Genomic DNA, 15,264 nt, shown 5'->3' with positions numbered 1-15,264 from the left:
GCGCCGGAGGGGGCGGGGACGCCCGGGCCCTCGAGACGTCTGGGCTCAGAACGACTGTGCTCAGAACATCTGGGCCAGCGCGACCCCCGCCCCCGCGGTGAACAGGACGATGCCGACCGCGAGGAAGATGCCACCGAGGAGGGTGCCGCTCCCCGCCGCGCTGTCGATGCGGATCCGCGTCGGCTTGGCCGGGTCGTACAGCACCGTGACCTCCTCACCCGGGCGGGCGGGCGGCGGGTTGCTCCCGTAGGTGGTCTCGGCCTCGACCTGCTGGCCGTAAATGGTGGTGAAGCGAATGGTCGGGTAGTACGAGGTGCCGTCGTCGGACCGGCTCGCCCGCAGTCCTACGACCAGGCCGCGGGTGCGCTGCGCCCGGCGGCGGAACTCCCGGGCGTTCATGGTGATGCCACCGCCGATGAGGCCGAAGACGAGTCCGAGACCCGACAGAATCAGTGTGATGAGAGCGCTTTGTGACACGATCGGACCTTAGGGCCCGGCGCTTGCGATCTGCTTGCACGGTTCCCGAATCGCGGCTCCCGAACCGCGACGCGCGCCCGGCTCAGGGGCGCATCCGCATGAGCGTCTCGGCCACGTCGACGACCGGCTCGCCGAGGTCGAAACGGCTGAACAGGTGGATCTGCTCGCCGGCGTCGATCTCCAGCAGCTCGGTCGTCAGGCCGTAGCGGCGGTGGGAGTCCACCCGGATGCGGTCCACGTCGTTCCAGGAGATGCGTTCCCGGCCGGCCAGCCCGGTGACGACCAGCCCGTCCTGCCCCGCCGCGAGCCGCACCGGCGCGACCAGGTCGCGGCCGGTCAGCAGGCCGAACCCCAGAGTGGCGACGCCGGCGAGGAAGAGCTGCGCGCCGTCGCCTGCGACGGCCAGCACACCGCACAGCACCGTGCCGACGGCCTTCAGCGCAACGATCCCGCGCGGCACCCGCCATTCGTGCCGCGGCTCCTCAACTCCCGCCATCGAGGCAGCGTAACGAATGCGAGGACGTCTCGCGGCTCCTTCCCGGCCCTCCACGCCACGCGGCGGCGGCCCGGTCGCACGGCCGCCGCCGTCTCCCCCTGTGGCGTCCCGTCCTACGGCGTCTCGTCCTCCACGCGCATCGCCTGCTCCTCGGCCGTGTAGCCGCCGAAATCCGGCCCCACGTCCTCGGCGATCATGTCCTTCTCGGTGTCCACGCCCATGCCGCCGTCCGGATCGACGAGCCGGCCGGCCTGGCCGGGCTCCGCGGTGCCGTACCTGCCGGGCTGGGCCGGGTTGACCGTCGCGTAATCGGCCGGATCGCCGGACCCGTAGCCGCCGGCCTCGTCGCCGGTGCCGGTCCCGTACCTCTCGTACGGCTGGTCGCCGCTCTCGCCGAGGACGTCGGCCTCGGCTCTGGAGGAGTAGGCAAGCTCGTCCTCGGAGGAGTCGAGCAACTCGTCGTCGGCCTCGCCGGCCTTCTCCTCGCGGCGGCCACCCGCGGTGCCGGGCTCCGTGCCGAACCGGACGTCCACGTCGGGGACCTCACGGGACAGGCGACGGCCGAGGGACTCGCCCTCGCGCATCTCGTTGGGCGTGGTGCCGTACTCGTCGAGGCCCAGGGGCCGGTCGCCGGGCAGCGGCATCTCCTGCGGGTCCTCGGCCCACTGCTGCTCGGGCGTGCCCTCCTGCAGGTCCGGAATGCCTTCGTCCTCGAACCGCGAACGCGGGTCGGGCTGTGGTCTGTTCTCTCTCATACCGGCCCCATGCCCCGCCGTACGGCCCTTAGGCAGGTCAGGTGACGGGGACGATCTCGGCCCGCCGCAGTACGCCGCCCTCGACGTCGAGGATTCCGATGGTGCCGTGCGGCTGGCGGCGGCGGTCGGTGGGCGAGCCGGGGTTGAACACCCGCACCCCGTCGCCGGTCAGGTCCATGGGGATGTGCGAGTGGCCGAAGACGACCATGTCGGCCTCGGGGAAGCGGCGCCGCATCCGCGCGGTCCGCCCGGCGGCCTGCCCGCTGTCGTGGATCATCGCCACCCGGAGCCCGCCGAAGTCGAGTTCGAGCGTCTCGGGGGCACCCCAGGCCGCGACGTCCGGGCCGTCGTTGTTGCCGAGCACCGCGTGGACCGGAGCGTACGCGGACAGCTCCACCAGGACGTCCGCGGTGCAGACGTCGCCGGCGTGCAGGATCAGGTCCGCCCCCCGCAGGTGCTCGGCGACCGCGGGCGGGCAGGACTTCCAGCGCCGGGGAGCGTGGGTGTCCGCGAGCACGACGACCTTCACCGTTCCATCTTCCCCGCAGAGAAGAGGTGCCAAATCACGTATTCGGGGAATAGGGATTCAGGACTCGCACGACCCTCATGCCCTGCACCCCTACACCGGTCTCCCCCGGCCGGTCCCGCTCGGGAGGAACGATGAGCAGGCAGATCGCCGACGGCTACCAGGCCCCCACCCTGTCCGAGCTCGAGGCACGCGTACGCGGGCTGGAGACTCAGGTCGCCCACCTCACCGAGCTGGTCAAGTCGCTGTCCGGCCAGGGCAGGGAGAGCCGCTGACGGCGCCCCCGTCCGGCCGCGAGGCGCCAGAACGACGGCGTCCCCGCCAGGGAAGACCTGACGGGGACGCTGACGCCGGTGTGGGCCTCGCTAGCGACGTGCGGAGGCGGCGACGGCCCGGACCTGCCGGTCCGCGCCCCTGCCCGCGGCGCGCCCGTTCACGTGGCCGTTGCCGGACGCGTTGACGGACGCTTTCCCGGGTGCCTTGCCGGACCCGTTGACGAGCCCGATCGCGGGTGCCTTGCCGGATCCGCCGGCGGGCGCACCGGTCTCCCCGGCCAGGGAGTTCCGCGCGCGCCCGTCCGTGCCCGTGCCCACCGGGACGGGTGCCGCCCGCCCGTAGGACTCGCGCCCGGTGCTCACCGCCATCGCGCCCAGCCAGAGCAGGGTCACGATCGCGATCACCACCACGGCTCCGAGCACCAGCACCGCCACCGCCGCCAGGGAGACCACGGCTCCCAGCAGCTCCACCATTTAGATTCCTCCAGAGGTCGACCCCGATTACGGCACTCCGGTGGCCGGTGGAACATCACCCGCCACGTAGAGGAACGGAATTTGCCGGTTATTGGTGCCTTGCCCCGTTTGGATGACCCTCATACCTTACTGATCGGCCAGCGGGGGCCCACCCATGGGCAGGCCGTCGAGCCTGCGCAGGATCACTCCCTCCCGCAGCGCCCACGGGCAGATCTCCAGCACCGGCAGCTCGAACAGGTCCATCGCGGCGTCCGCGACGACCGCGCCGGCGAGAAGCTGTGCGGCCCGCCCCGCGGACACGCCGGGAAGCTCCGCCCGGCGGGCCGCCGGCATCGTGGCCAGCCGGGCCGTCCACTCGACCAGGTCCTCGTGCGTCAGCGTCCGCTTGACGTACGGGCCCTCGCCGGACGACGCCGCCCCGGCGATGCGCGCGAGCTGGCGGAAGGTCTTGGACGTGGCGACCGCGTGGTCCGGCCTGCCGTACCTGGCGACCGCCCCGACCGTCCGCGCGATCTCGGTGCGTACGTGCCGTCGCAGCGCGCGTACCTCCTCGGGGTCGGGCGGGTCGGCGGTGAACCAGTCGCGGGTGAGCCGCCCCGCGCCGAGCGGGAGGGAGACGGCGACATCGGGCTCCTCGTCGATGCCGGAGGCGATCTCCAGCGAGCCGCCCCCGATGTCAGTCACCAGCAACCGCCCGGAGGACCAGCCGAACCAGCGGCGTACGGCCAGGAACGTCAGCCTGGCCTCGTCGTCCCCCGACAGCACCTGGATGTCCACCCGGGTGTCGGCCTTGATCTGAGCCAGCACGTCCTCGCCGTTGACCGCGTCGCGGACGGCCGAGGTGGCGAAGGCGACCAGGTCCTCCACGCCCTTGTCCTCGGCGATGCGGGCCGCCTCGCGGACGAAGGCCCCAAGCCGCGCCGCGCCCTCCCCGCTGAGCCTGTCGCCGTCGACGAGATGCTCGGCCAGCCGCAGCTCCTCCTTGTGGGAGAACGCGGGCAGAGGCCGGGCACCCTGATGCGCGTCCATCACCAGCAGGTGCACCGTGTTGGAACCGACGTCCAGGACTCCGAGTCGCATGCCCTCGACGCTACCGCCCGCGCGGAAAAGATCCATGGCCCCTCCCGGCCCCGGACCCACCTGTGGCTCACTCCGGCGCGACGTCCACGAGCACCTTGCCGACCACGCCCGACTCGACCGCGTCGTGGGCGTCCGCCGTACGCTCCAGCGGGAAGTGGTGGAGGGGCAGCCCGGCCTCCTCTCCCGCCCGCAGCGCCCCCGCCTCGACCGCGGCGCGCACGTCCGCCACCGCGGCGTCCTTGGCGGCCGCGGTGACCGTATAGACGAGCACGAAGTGGTAGCGGACGTTGCGGGTGAGCAGCGCGCGCACCGGCAGCGTTACCTCGTCTCCCCCGTTGTTCGCGTACACCGCGACGACCCCCTGCGGCGCGGTGACCGCCGCGTCGAGGGCGGCGTTCGGCCCCGGCGCGACCTCAACCACGATGTCGGCGCCATCCGGGGCCACGGCGCGGATCTCCGCCGCCGGATCCCCGGTGCGATAGTTGACCACGTGGTGCGCCCCCGCGGCCCTGGCCAGCGCCGCCTTCTCCGGCCCGCTGACCGTGGCCACCACGGTCGCCCCGGCCCAGCGGGCGAGCTGGATCGCCGCGTTGCCCACGGCCCCGGCGCCGCCCGCGACGAGGACGGTCCGGCCGTCGAGGGCGCCGGGGGCGAGCCGGTCCGGCCCGCCCTCGGCCACGGTCAGGCAGCGATGCGCGGTCAGCGCGGGGATGCCGAGGCTCGCGCCGAGGTCCAGGGAGGCTCCGTCCGGCAGCGGCACGACCTGCCGCTCGGGCAGCACGACGTACTCCTGGGCGGTGCCGTCCGGCCGCCCCCAGGCGGCCTCCCACAGCCACACCCGGTCTCCCGGGGCCACCCCCGTCACGCCCGGCCCGGTGGCGTCCACGATTCCCGCGCCGTCCTGGTTGGGCACGGCCTCCGGATGGCTCAGCGCGCCGCGCCGCGCCTTCCAGTCGGTGGGATTGACGCCCGACCGCACCACTCGCACTCGTACCTCGCCGGGCCCCGGCTCGGGCACCGGCCGGTCGGTCAGGCGCAGGACGCCGCTGTCACCGGTCTCGGAATACACGATCGCTCTCATACCGGCTCTAAGCCGCCGGGTCGGCGACGCTATTCCGGTTCGGCCCTTTCCGCTCGGGTAGTTGCAGGCCGATCGGGCGAGGGGGTGCGGTGGAATGAGCGTCAGGCAGAGGTATGGGGGCCTGTCCGGTGGAAGGCCCGGTGACAGGCTCGGCGGCACGGGGGGCGGCTGGTCGAGGGACTGGTCGGGAAGCTGGGCCAGGGGCTGGGCGGGGGGCCGCTTCGGACGGCATTTCGGACGCAGGGGCAGGCGCCTGCGGGCCACGGCCAGGGAGGCGTTCGGCTGGCAGCAGCTGCGTCCGGGCCAGCAGGAGGCGATGGAGCTCCTGCTCGCGGGGCGCGACGTGCTGCTGGTGATGCCGACGGGCGGCGGGAAGTCGGCCGTCTACCAGGTGCCCGGATTGCTCCTGGAGGGCCCGACGGTCGTCGTCTCTCCGCTCATCGCCCTGCAGCGGGACCAGGTCATGGGCCTGCTGAAGGCGGGGGCCGCGGGCGCGGTGGCGGTCAACTCGGCCGGCTCGGTCGAGGCGGGGCTCGACCAGGTCACGGCGGGCGACGCCGAGTACGTGTTCCTGTCGCCGGAGCAGCTCGCCAAGCCCGAGGTGGTCGAGCGGCTGGCCCAGGCCCGGCCCTCGCTGATCGCCGTGGACGAGGCACACTGCGTGTCCGCCTGGGGCCACGACTTCCGGCCGGAATACCTGCGGCTCGGCAAGGTCATCGAGCGTCTGGGCCATCCCCCGGTGATCGCGATGACGGCCACGGCCGCGCCGACCGTGCGCGAGGAGATCGTCGAGTCGCTCGGCCTGGTCGGGGCGCAGCAGATCGTGCGGGGATTCGACCGGCCCAACCTGCACCTCGAGGTCCACCGGTTCACGAGCGACGACGACAAGCGCAGGGCCCTGGCCGACCACGCCGCCGGGCTGGACGGCGTGGGGCTGATCTACGTGGCGACGCGGCGCCAGGCCGAGGAGTACGCGGAGCTGCTGAAGGAGCGGGGCCGCCGGGCCGAGGCGTACCACGCGGGGATGAAGGCGAAGGAACGCCGCCGCATCCACGAGCGGTTCCAGGACGACGACCTCGACACCGTCGTGGCGACCTCGGCCTTCGGGATGGGCATCGACAAGCACGACGTGCGCTACGTGCTGCACGCCGCGCCCCCCGAGTCGCTCGACGCGTACTACCAGGAGATCGGCCGGGCGGGCCGGGACGGCAACCCGGCCGACGCCGTGCTGTTCTACCGGCCCGAGGACCTGGGGCTGCGCAAGTTCTTCGCCGCGGGCCGCGCGGACGAGTCCCTGATGCGGCGCGTCGCGACGCTGGTCCACGAGCACGGCGGGGAGGTGGCCCCCGCCGACCTGCGCGAACTCCTCGACATCGGGGCCGCCAGGCTGACCTCGCACGTCAACCTGCTGGAACGGGCGGGCGCGGTCGAGGTCACCCACGGCGGCGCCCTGCGTTACGCGCCGGACGGCCCGCCGCCGGACGAGGCCGCCGCCCACGCGGTGGAGATCGACGACCTCCGGCACCGGATGGAGGACTCCCGGCTGGAGATGATGCGCGGCTACGCGGAGACGACCGGCTGCCGGCGCCGCTTCCTGCTGGAGTACTTCGGCGAGCCGTACGAGCGGTCGTGCGGCGACTGCGACACCTGCCGCTCGGGGACGGCGACCGCGCCGGAGACCGGCGACGGGCGGTTCCCCATGCACGCGGACGTACGGCACGCCGAGTGGGGGCACGGGATCGTGATGAGCCGCGAGCAGGACCGGATCACCGTGCTGTTCGACTCCGTGGGCTACAAGACGCTGGCGCTCGGCCTGGTCGACGAGCTGCTCGAAGTGGTCTGACGGATCACGAGAAGCACTCACCCCGGCTGGGCAATCATTACCGATCGTGGCCTTAGCACCACTTGCAGTGGTTTCACCCTGTGTTGAGACTCATAGGCGGGGGGCGTGAATTCGGGGGTGGTACCGGTGCGGGAGGGAATCAGCAGCAGGGAGACGTGGCCGTTCGAGTGCCTGCACTGCCTGCGGGTCTGGGAGGAGGAGTATGTCGTCCACCGCGCACGCGACGAGCAGGGCATCGACGTCGTGGTGTGGATCCGGGACGACGTGACCGTCGAGCCGCCCTGGTCCGGGACGACCTGCCCCGGGTGCGGCTGCGGGACCGTGACCACGTTCCCCACCGGCTACCTGGCGCACCACCCGGAGATCACGCTGGGCCGGCCCGCGCTGCGGGCCCCGGCCGGCGAGAGCCCCACCCGGGGCGCGCCGTTCGCGCCGCACGCGCTGATCACCCTCACACTCCTGCTGCTGACCGGCGCCGGCCTGTACGAGCGGCTCCACGCCCGCTGAGTCCCGTGCCGGGCACTCCCGGCGCCGGATCGCCGCTGTCGGTCAGCTCACGTGGACCTGGGGACGCCGGGCGAGATCGGGTTCGGCCTTGCGAATGACCTCACGAGTCAGCGGCGGCACGTCCCCGCCGCCGAAGACGAGGTAACGCAGCAGGGCCCCGACCGGATTGCCCTCGGCCCAGTGGAAGTACACGTGCGGCCGTTTGCCCGTGAGGTCGCGCAGGTGGAACAGGATCGCCGCGATCGTGTTCGCCACGGCGGGGCTCCGCACGGTGAGCACCCGGTAGCCGTGCCGCTCCTCCCCCTCGACGCGCAACTCCGACTCGAACTCCGAGGCGTCGTCGAGGGTGACCTCCAGGAAGATCATCGGCTCGTCCTCGGGGAGGTGGTGGTACTCCCGCGTCTCCCGGTCCTTGTCGGCGTACTCGGCCGGATCGCGTGCGTCCGGCTCGTTGGCGATCAGCCGCAGCTCTCCCTTGACGCCCAGCACGATCGCGCGTGCGGTCTCGTCGAGCTCGACCCGGGTGGCGCGCAGCTCGGTCGAGCGGGTCGCCCTGGAGATGAGCGAGGTGACGACGATGGCGACGACGAAGAACAGCGCGATCTTCAGGCCGTCGGGCCGTTCCCTGATGTTCTCCACGGCCGCGTACAGGACCACGACGGAGATCACGCCGAAGGCGATCGCCGGCCCCTTCCTGCCCTCCTGGGCGACGTTGATCGTGACGGCCACCGCCGCCGAGAGGATCAGCGCGAGCACCCCCGTCGCGTACGCGCCGCCCTGCGCCTCCACCCCGGCCCGGAACAGGATCGTGATGCCGAACGCGATCGCGGTGAACACCAGCACCAGGGGCCGTACGGCGCGGGCCCAGTCGGGCGCCATGCCGTATCGGGGCAGGTAGCGCGGCACGATGTTGAGCAGGCCGGTCAGCGCCGAGGCCCCGGCGAACCACAGGATGGCGATCGTGCTCAGGTCGTAGGCGCTGCCGAACCAGTCGCCCAGATACTGGTGCGCCAGGTAGGCCAGCGCACGCCCGTTGGCACTGCCGCCCTCCCGGAACTCGGCGGCCGGGATGAGCACGCTGGTCGCCACGCTGCTGGCGAGCAGGAAGACGCTCATGACCAGCGCGGCGGTGGTGAGCAGGCGCCGGGTGCCGCGGACGCGCTCGTCCAGTTCGCCCCTGATCTGCGGCATCACCGCGACGCCTGTCTCGAAGCCCGACAGTCCGAGGGCCAGTTTGGGCAGCACCAGCAGCGACATGCCGATCATCGCGAGCGGGCCGGAGTGATCGGCGCTCAACGCGCCCCGCCAGTTCGCCAGCAGGTCCGGGTGGGTGACCACCTCGCGCAGCGCCACCACCACGACCACGGTGTTGAGGGCGAGGTAGACCCCCACGAGGACCACGGCCAGCCCGATCGCCTCGCTGAACCCCCGCAGGAAGATCACCCCGAGGATCGCGATCAGCAGCAGCGTGATGGGCACCCGCTGCCCCGACAGGACGTCGGGGAAGAACGGGTTCTCGATCAGATGCGCGGTCGCGTCGGACGCCGACAGCGTGATGGTGAAGACGAACGCGGTGGCGACGAAGCCGAGCAGCACGAGCACCAGGAGCTTGCCCCACCAGTGCGGCAGCAGCCGCTCCAGCATCGCGATCGACCCCATGCCGTGCGGGCTGCGCGCCGCGACCGCGCGGTAGGTGGGCAGGGCGCCGAACAGCGTGAGCGCCACCAGCATCGCCGTCGCGATCGGCGACAGCGCCCCGGCGGCCAGGGCGGCGATGCCCGGCTGGTAGCCGAGCGTGGAGAAGTAGTCGACACCGGTGAGGCACATCACCTGCCACCACGGGTGGCGTGTGCCCGGCTGGCCGGCGTGCGGCCCCGTCGCGCCCGGGTCGCGCTGGAGGCCCTCGAGCAACCAGGCCCGAAGTGCCCCGGTCCCGCCGCTCCGGGCTCGGTCGTCCCCGGTTCTGTCGCCCGCGGACTGCCGCCGTGTGGACGTCGTCACCCCGGCTCACTCTCCTCGTCGGCCCTCGTCTCTTCGAGGGCGGCGGGACAGACGATAGCGGTGGCGGCCGACATCGGGGCCGCACGGGGTTATCCACAGGTGGGGCGAGGGGGCCCGGCGGATCCGGCAGAATGAGAGCCCCCGGAGAGGGCGGCCCCGCGGAGAGGGCGGACTCGGAAGAAGGCGGATCAGGATCGTGACGACGTCCATTCAGCAGCGGATCGCCGAAGAGCTCGGCGTGCGCGAGAGTCAGGTCACCGCGGCCGTCGACCTGCTCGACGGCGGGGCGACGGTGCCGTTCATCGCCCGCTACCGCAAGGAGGCCACGGGCGCGCTCGACGACGCCCAGCTGCGCACGCTGGAGGAGCGGCTGCGCTACCTGCGCGAGCTGGAGGAGCGGCGGGCCGCCATCCTCGACTCGATCCGTTCCCAGGGCAAGCTCGACGAGGCCCTGGAAGCGCGGATCATGGAGGCCGACTCGAAGGCCCGGCTGGAGGACATCTACCTGCCCTTCAAGCCCAAGCGCCGCACCAAGGCGCAGATCGCCAGGGAGCTGGGGCTGGAGCCGCTGGCGGACGCGCTGCTCGCCGACCCGTCGCTGGACCCCCAGGCGACCGCGGAGGGCTACGTGCGCGAGGGCGTGGCCGACGCCGCCGCCGCGCTGGAGGGCGCCAGGGCCATCCTGGTCGAGCGCTTCGCCGAGGACGCCGACCTCATCGGCGACCTGCGGGAGCGGATGTGGTCCCGCGGGCGTCTGATCTCCCAGGTGCGGGAGGACAAGCAGGAGTCCGGGGCCAAGTTCTCCGACTACTTCGACTTCTCCGAGCCCTTCACCCGGCTCCCCTCGCACCGCATCCTCGCGATGTTCCGGGGCGAGAAGGAGGAGGTGCTCACGCTCACCCTCGACCCGGAGGCCGAGGAGCCGAACGACTACGAGGCGCGGATCGCCCGGCGCTTCGGCATCGCCGACCTCGGCCGCCCGGCCGACAAGTGGCTGCTCGACACCGTGCGCTGGGCCTGGCGGACACGCGTCCTCGTTCACCTGGGCATCGACCTGCGCACCCGGCTGTGGCAGGCGGCCGAGGAGGAGGCCGTGCGCGTGTTCGCGGCCAACCTGCGCGACCTGCTGCTGGCCGCTCCCGCCGGGACGAGGCCGACCATGGGCCTCGACCCGGGGCTGCGCACCGGTGTGAAGGTCGCGGTCGTGGACGGCACCGGCAAGGTCGTGGCCACCGAGACGATCTACCCGCACGAGCCCAAGCGGCAGTGGGACCAGTCGCTCGCGGTGCTGGCCCGGCTGGCGACCGAGCACAAGGTGGAGCTGATCGCCATCGGCAACGGCACCGCGTCGCGGGAGACCGACAAGCTCGCCGGTGAGCTGGTCAAGCACATGCCGCACCTCACCAAGATCGTGGTTTCGGAGGCCGGGGCCTCGGTGTATTCGGCCTCGGCCTACGCCTCACAGGAGCTGCCCGGCCTGGACGTCTCGCTGCGCGGCGCGGTGTCGATCGCACGGCGCCTGCAGGACCCGCTGGCCGAGCTGGTCAAGATCGACCCCAAGTCCATCGGCGTCGGCCAGTACCAGCACGACGTGTCCGAGGTGAAGCTGTCGCGCTCGCTTGACGCGGTGGTGGAGGACTGCGTGAACGCGGTGGGCGTGGACGTCAACACCGCGTCCGCCCCGCTGCTGACCCGCGTCTCCGGCATCAGCGCCGGACTCGCGGAGAACATCGTCGCGCACCGGGACTCCAACGGGCCGTTCCGCTCCCGGACCGGGCTGAAGGAGGTGCCGCGGCTCGGCCCGAAGGCGTTCGAGCAGTGCGCGGGCTTCCTGCGCATCCCGGGCGGCGACGACCCACTCGACGCCTCCAGCGTGCACCCGGAGGCCTACCCGGTGGTGCGCCGCATCCTCGACTTCACCAAGAGCGACCTGCGCACGCTGATCGGCAACACCTCCGCGCTCCGCTCGCTGAAGCCGTCGAACTTCGTCGACGAGACCTTCGGCCTGCCGACCGTCACCGACATCCTCAAGGAACTGGAGAAGCCGGGCCGCGACCCCCGCCCGGCGTTCAAGACCGCCACGTTCAAGGAGGGCGTCGAGAAGCCCTCCGACCTGTCGCCCGGCATGATCCTCGAGGGCGTTGTCACCAACGTCGCCGCGTTCGGAGCGTTCGTCGACGTCGGCGTGCACCAGGACGGCCTGGTCCACGTGTCCGCGATGTCCAACTCGTTCGTGAAGGACCCGCGCGAGGTGGTCAAGCCCGGCGACATCGTCCGCGTCAAGGTGCTCGACGTGGACCTCCAGCGCAAGCGCATCTCCCTCACGCTGCGCCTGGAGGACGAGACGTCGGGCAACGGCCGCAGGGGCGGGCCGAACGGCGAGGCCCGCGACGACCGGCAGGGCGGCCGGCGCGGCCAGCCGCGCCAGAACCAGTCCCGCCAGAACCAGGGTGGTCAGAACCAGAACGGCAGGGGCGGATCGGGCCGCGGCAACGGCCGGGGCTCGGGCGGCGCCGCCGGCGGGGCCATGGCAGAGGCCCTGCGCCGGGCCGGTCTGGCCGATCCCGGTTCCGGCGACCGCCGCTCCCGCTGACGCGCCCATCCCGATCAGCCGGCCGCTCGCGCCCGGCGCCCCCTTCGGTGCGCCGGGCCCGTGTCCGGTAACAGAAAATGCCCCGCGAGGCAGCGGACGCGGGGCGACCGTCCCATCCCGCCCGCGCGCTCAGCGAGCCGCGCCGGGGCCGGCGGCGGCCGTCGCGAGCAGGTCCTCGAGAACGGCGGCGAGGGCGGCGACCCCGGCGAGGCAGTCGGCCTCCTCGGCGTGCTCGTACGGCGAGTGCGAGACGCCCGTGGGGTTGCGCACGAACAGCATGGCCGCGGGAACCTCGCCGGCGAGGATGCCCGCGTCGTGCCCCGCCCCCGTGGGCAGCACCGGCGCGCCACCGAGGGCACGCGCGACGCGGTCACGCAGGGGCACGTCGAAGTTCACGACCGCCGTGTAGGACTCCCGGGTCACCTCGGCCCCCTCGGCCGCCTGGGCCGTCTCCTCGACGAGCCTGTCCAGCAGGGCGGCCTCCGGCGCCCGGCAGTCGAGCCAGGCGCTGACCAGCGAGGCGATGGCGTTGGTGCCGTTGGGCTCGACCCTGATCCTGCCGAAGGTGGCCAGGGCCCCCAGGCGCTCGGCGTTCGCCCGCGCGGCCAGCACCGCCGCCGCGTACGCCGGCATGGGATCGCGCCGGTCCTCCAGCCGGGTGGTCCCGGCGTGGTTGGCCTCTCCCCGGAAGTCGAAGCGCCAGCGGCCGTGCGGCCAGATCGCGGAGGCGACGCCGACCGGGTGCGGCGTGGCGGCGAGGTGGCGGCCCTGCTCCACGTGCAGTTCCACGAACGCGCCGATCCGCGCGAGGCGCTCGTCGTCACGCCCGGCGGCCCCCGGGTCGCGTCCCGCCCGTTCCATCGCCGCCGCCAGGGTGACGCCGTCCGTGTCGCGCAGCGCCCCCGCCGTCTCGGGGCGGACGGCGCCGGTCATCAGCCGCGATCCCAGGCAGGCCAGGCCGAACCTGGCGCCCTCCTCCTCGGTGAAGTTCACCACCGCCAGCGGCCGCTCCGGCCGGAACCCGCGCGCCAGCAGCGCGTCGAGCGCGGCGAACGCCCCCACCACGCCCAGCGGGCCGTCGTACGCGCCGCCGTCGGGCACCGAGTCCAGGTGGGAGCCGGTCACCACGGCGTTCCCGGCCCGGGGATCGCCCAGCCAGGCCCACTGGTTGCCGTTGCGGTCGGTCTCGTACGTCAGGCCGCGCTCCCGGGCCTGTTCGGCGAACCAGGCCCGGCACTCCGCGTCCGCCGCCGTCCAGGCGTGCCTGCGGTATCCGCCCGTCGCGTCGTGCCGACCCACGGGGAGCAGGTCGCGCCACATGCGGCGGAAGCCGTCCGCCACCTCCTCAGGCAGGACCCGCGCCGCCCCCTCAGACATCGGCGTCGGAGCCGGCGGGCTCCGCCCCGGCCATCGGAACCCGTACGCCGCGCTCACCGGCGACCTCGGCGGCCCGGTCGTATCCGGCGTCCACGTGCCGGATGACGCCCATGCCGGGGTCGTTGGTCAGCACCCGCCGGATCTTCTCCCCCGCCAGCGGCGTGCCGTCGGCGACGGTGACCTGTCCGGCGTGGATGGAACGGCCGATGCCGACCCCGCCACCGTGGTGGATCGACACCCAGGACGCGCCGGAGGCGACGTTGACCATGGCGTTGAGCAGCGGCCAGTCGGCGATCGCGTCGGAGCCGTCCAGCATGCCCTCCGTCTCCCGGTAGGGCGAGGCGACCGAGCCGCAGTCGAGGTGGTCGCGCCCGATCACGATGGGCGCGGAGATCTCCCCCGAGGCCACGAGGTCGTTGAACCGCTCGCCGGCCCGGTCGCGCTCGCCGTACCCCAGCCAGCAGATCCGCGCGGGCAGGCCCTGGAACCGCACCCGCTCCCCCGCCATCCTGATCCAGCGGGCGAGCGGCTCGTTGTCGGGGAACAGATCGAGGATCGCGCGGTCGGTCGTCGCGATGTCGGCCGGGTCGCCGGACAGCGCCGCCCACCGGAACGGACCCTTCCCCTCACAGAACAGCGGCCGGATGTAGGCCGGCACGAACCCCGGGAAGTCGAACGCCCGCGCGTACCCGGCGAGGCTCGCCTCGCCCCTGATCGAGTTGCCGTAGTCGAACACCTCCGCGCCCGCGTCCTGGAAGCCGACCATCGCCTCGACATGCCGGGCCATCGACTCGCGGGCCCGGCGGGTGAACCCCTCGGGGTCCTTGCGCGCCAGTGCGGCCATGTCCTCGAACGCGACGCCCAGCGGCAGGTACGCCAGCGGGTCGTGCGCGCTCGTCTGATCGGTCACGATGTCGATCTCCGCGCCCCCGGCCAGCAGCGCGGGCACGGCCTCGGCGGCGTTGGCCACGATCCCGATGGACAGCGGGCGGCGCGCGTCCCTGGCCTCGTACGCCAGGCGCAGCGCCTCGTCCAGGCTCTCGGCCCGCACGTCGAGATAGCGGTGGTCGATGCGGCGCTCGACGCTGCGCGGGTCGCAGTCGACGCAGATCGCCACGCCGCCGTTCATCGTGACCGCGAGGGGCTGGGCGCCGCCCATGCCGCCGAGCCCGGCGGTGAGGGTGATCGTCCCTGCGAGAGTGCCGCCGAACCGCTTGGCGGCGACCGCCGCGAACGTCTCGTACGTCCCCTGCAGGATGCCCTGGGTGCCGATGTAGATCCACGAACCGGCCGTCATCTGGCCGTACATCGTGAGTCCGAGCCGCTCCAGCCGCCGGAACTCGGGCCACGTCGCCCAGTCGCCGACGAGGTTGGAGTTGGCGATCAGCACCCTGGGGGCCCACTCGTGGGTGGTCATCACGCCGACCGGCCGCCCCGACTGCACCAGCAGCGTCTCGTCGGCCCGCAGGGTGGTGAGCTCGCGCACGATGGCGTCGTACGACGGCCAGTCGCGGGCCGCCTTGCCGCTGCCGCCGTAGACGACGAGCCGCTCCGGATGCTCGGCGACCTCGGGGTCGAGGTTGTTCATCAGCATGCGCAGGGCGGCCTCCTGCTGCCAGCCGCGCGTGTTCAGCGTGCCGCCGCGCGGGGCCCGGACGGGAGCCCTGTCGCCGGAAGCCTGGCCGTGGTGAGCCCGGTCGTTGAGGGCGCTGCCGCCGTCGTCAGCCACGAGTCCTCCTTCCACCCGCGCCCGCGGCGCATGGTCCCATTCAGTGAGTC

At 73.0% G+C, this 15,264-nt stretch carries 14 protein-coding genes; 4 read left to right on the top strand and 10 right to left on the bottom strand.

The annotated features are described in order from the left end of the window. Positions 1 to 60: 60 nt before the first annotated feature. The 4 genes from IL992_RS27790 to IL992_RS27775 form a co-directional block, all read right to left on the bottom strand. Complete coding sequence (locus IL992_RS27790; protein WP_193206328.1) at positions 61 to 477, bottom strand: DUF3592 domain-containing protein; 417 nt, start codon at positions 475 to 477, stop codon at positions 61 to 63. Positions 478 to 559: 82 nt separating this feature from the next. After that, positions 560 to 973 (bottom strand): PH domain-containing protein, encoded by a 414-nt coding sequence (locus tag IL992_RS27785; protein WP_226873907.1) that lies wholly within the window; start codon positions 971 to 973, stop codon positions 560 to 562. Positions 974 to 1,086: 113 nt separating this feature from the next. Further along, a complete protein-coding gene (locus IL992_RS27780) occupies positions 1,087 to 1,728 on the bottom strand; it encodes a DUF5709 domain-containing protein (protein ID WP_193206327.1) in 642 nt (213 codons plus the stop codon). Positions 1,729 to 1,765: 37 nt separating this feature from the next. Continuing rightward, on the bottom strand, positions 1,766 to 2,257 hold the full coding sequence (locus tag IL992_RS27775) for a metallophosphoesterase family protein (protein ID WP_193206326.1): 492 nt from the start codon (positions 2,255 to 2,257) through the stop codon (positions 1,766 to 1,768). 131 nt (positions 2,258 to 2,388) lie between these two features. Between IL992_RS27775 and IL992_RS27770 the strand changes: the two genes are divergently transcribed. Further along, positions 2,389 to 2,529 (top strand): hypothetical protein, encoded by a 141-nt coding sequence (locus IL992_RS27770; RefSeq protein WP_193206325.1) that lies wholly within the window; start codon positions 2,389 to 2,391, stop codon positions 2,527 to 2,529. 90 nt (positions 2,530 to 2,619) lie between these two features. Here IL992_RS27770 and IL992_RS27765 read toward each other — a convergent pair whose 3' ends face one another. The 3 genes from IL992_RS27765 to IL992_RS27755 all read right to left on the bottom strand — a co-directional run bounded on the left by IL992_RS27765 (position 2,620) and on the right by IL992_RS27755 (position 5,164). Then, complete coding sequence (locus tag IL992_RS27765; protein ID WP_193206324.1) at positions 2,620 to 3,003, bottom strand: hypothetical protein; 384 nt, start codon at positions 3,001 to 3,003, stop codon at positions 2,620 to 2,622. 126 nt (positions 3,004 to 3,129) lie between these two features. After that, entirely contained in the window at positions 3,130 to 4,083 is a 954-nt protein-coding gene (locus IL992_RS27760) for a Ppx/GppA phosphatase family protein (protein ID WP_193206323.1), read from the bottom strand. A gap of 67 nt (positions 4,084 to 4,150) precedes the next feature. After that, complete coding sequence (locus IL992_RS27755) at positions 4,151 to 5,164, bottom strand: NADPH:quinone reductase (RefSeq protein ID WP_193206322.1); 1,014 nt, start codon at positions 5,162 to 5,164, stop codon at positions 4,151 to 4,153. Positions 5,165 to 5,258: 94 nt separating this feature from the next. Here IL992_RS27755 and IL992_RS27750 point away from each other — a divergent pair, with 94 nt between their 5' ends. Both IL992_RS27750 and IL992_RS27745 read left to right on the top strand, forming a co-directional pair. Further along, positions 5,259 to 7,007, top strand: a complete 1,749-nt coding sequence (locus tag IL992_RS27750; protein WP_193206321.1) for a RecQ family ATP-dependent DNA helicase — start codon at positions 5,259 to 5,261, stop codon at positions 7,005 to 7,007. Positions 7,008 to 7,133: 126 nt separating this feature from the next. Further along, the gene (locus tag IL992_RS27745; RefSeq protein ID WP_193206320.1) at positions 7,134 to 7,514 is read left to right on the top strand and encodes a hypothetical protein; all 381 of its coding nucleotides are present in this window, start codon (positions 7,134 to 7,136) and stop codon (positions 7,512 to 7,514) included. 42 nt (positions 7,515 to 7,556) lie between these two features. On the opposite strand, the gene IL992_RS27740 is transcribed toward IL992_RS27745, so the two are convergent. After that, the gene (locus IL992_RS27740) at positions 7,557 to 9,515 is read right to left on the bottom strand and encodes an APC family permease (RefSeq protein WP_319018869.1); all 1,959 of its coding nucleotides are present in this window, start codon (positions 9,513 to 9,515) and stop codon (positions 7,557 to 7,559) included. Between the two features lie 196 nt (positions 9,516 to 9,711). On the opposite strand from IL992_RS27740, the gene IL992_RS27735 reads away from it, so the two are divergent. Beyond that, entirely contained in the window at positions 9,712 to 12,108 is a 2,397-nt protein-coding gene (locus IL992_RS27735; protein ID WP_193206319.1) for a Tex family protein, read from the top strand. Between the two features lie 129 nt (positions 12,109 to 12,237). Here IL992_RS27735 and IL992_RS27730 read toward each other — a convergent pair whose 3' ends face one another. Further along, a complete protein-coding gene (locus tag IL992_RS27730; protein ID WP_226873905.1) occupies positions 12,238 to 13,485 on the bottom strand; it encodes an allantoate amidohydrolase in 1,248 nt (415 codons plus the stop codon). Next, the gene (gene hutU, locus IL992_RS27725; protein ID WP_319018868.1) at positions 13,478 to 15,214 is read right to left on the bottom strand and encodes a urocanate hydratase; all 1,737 of its coding nucleotides are present in this window, start codon (positions 15,212 to 15,214) and stop codon (positions 13,478 to 13,480) included. The genes IL992_RS27730 and hutU overlap by 8 nt, the downstream gene beginning before the upstream one ends. Positions 15,215 to 15,264: the final 50 nt, after the last annotated feature.

Origin of the sequence: Microbispora sitophila, assembly GCF_014892245.1 — a bacterium.
Taxonomy (GTDB): domain Bacteria; phylum Actinomycetota; class Actinomycetes; order Streptosporangiales; family Streptosporangiaceae; genus Microbispora; species Microbispora siamensis.
The sequence above is the reverse complement of the archived record's forward strand: the minus strand, read 5'-3'. Positions and strand labels throughout refer to the sequence as shown.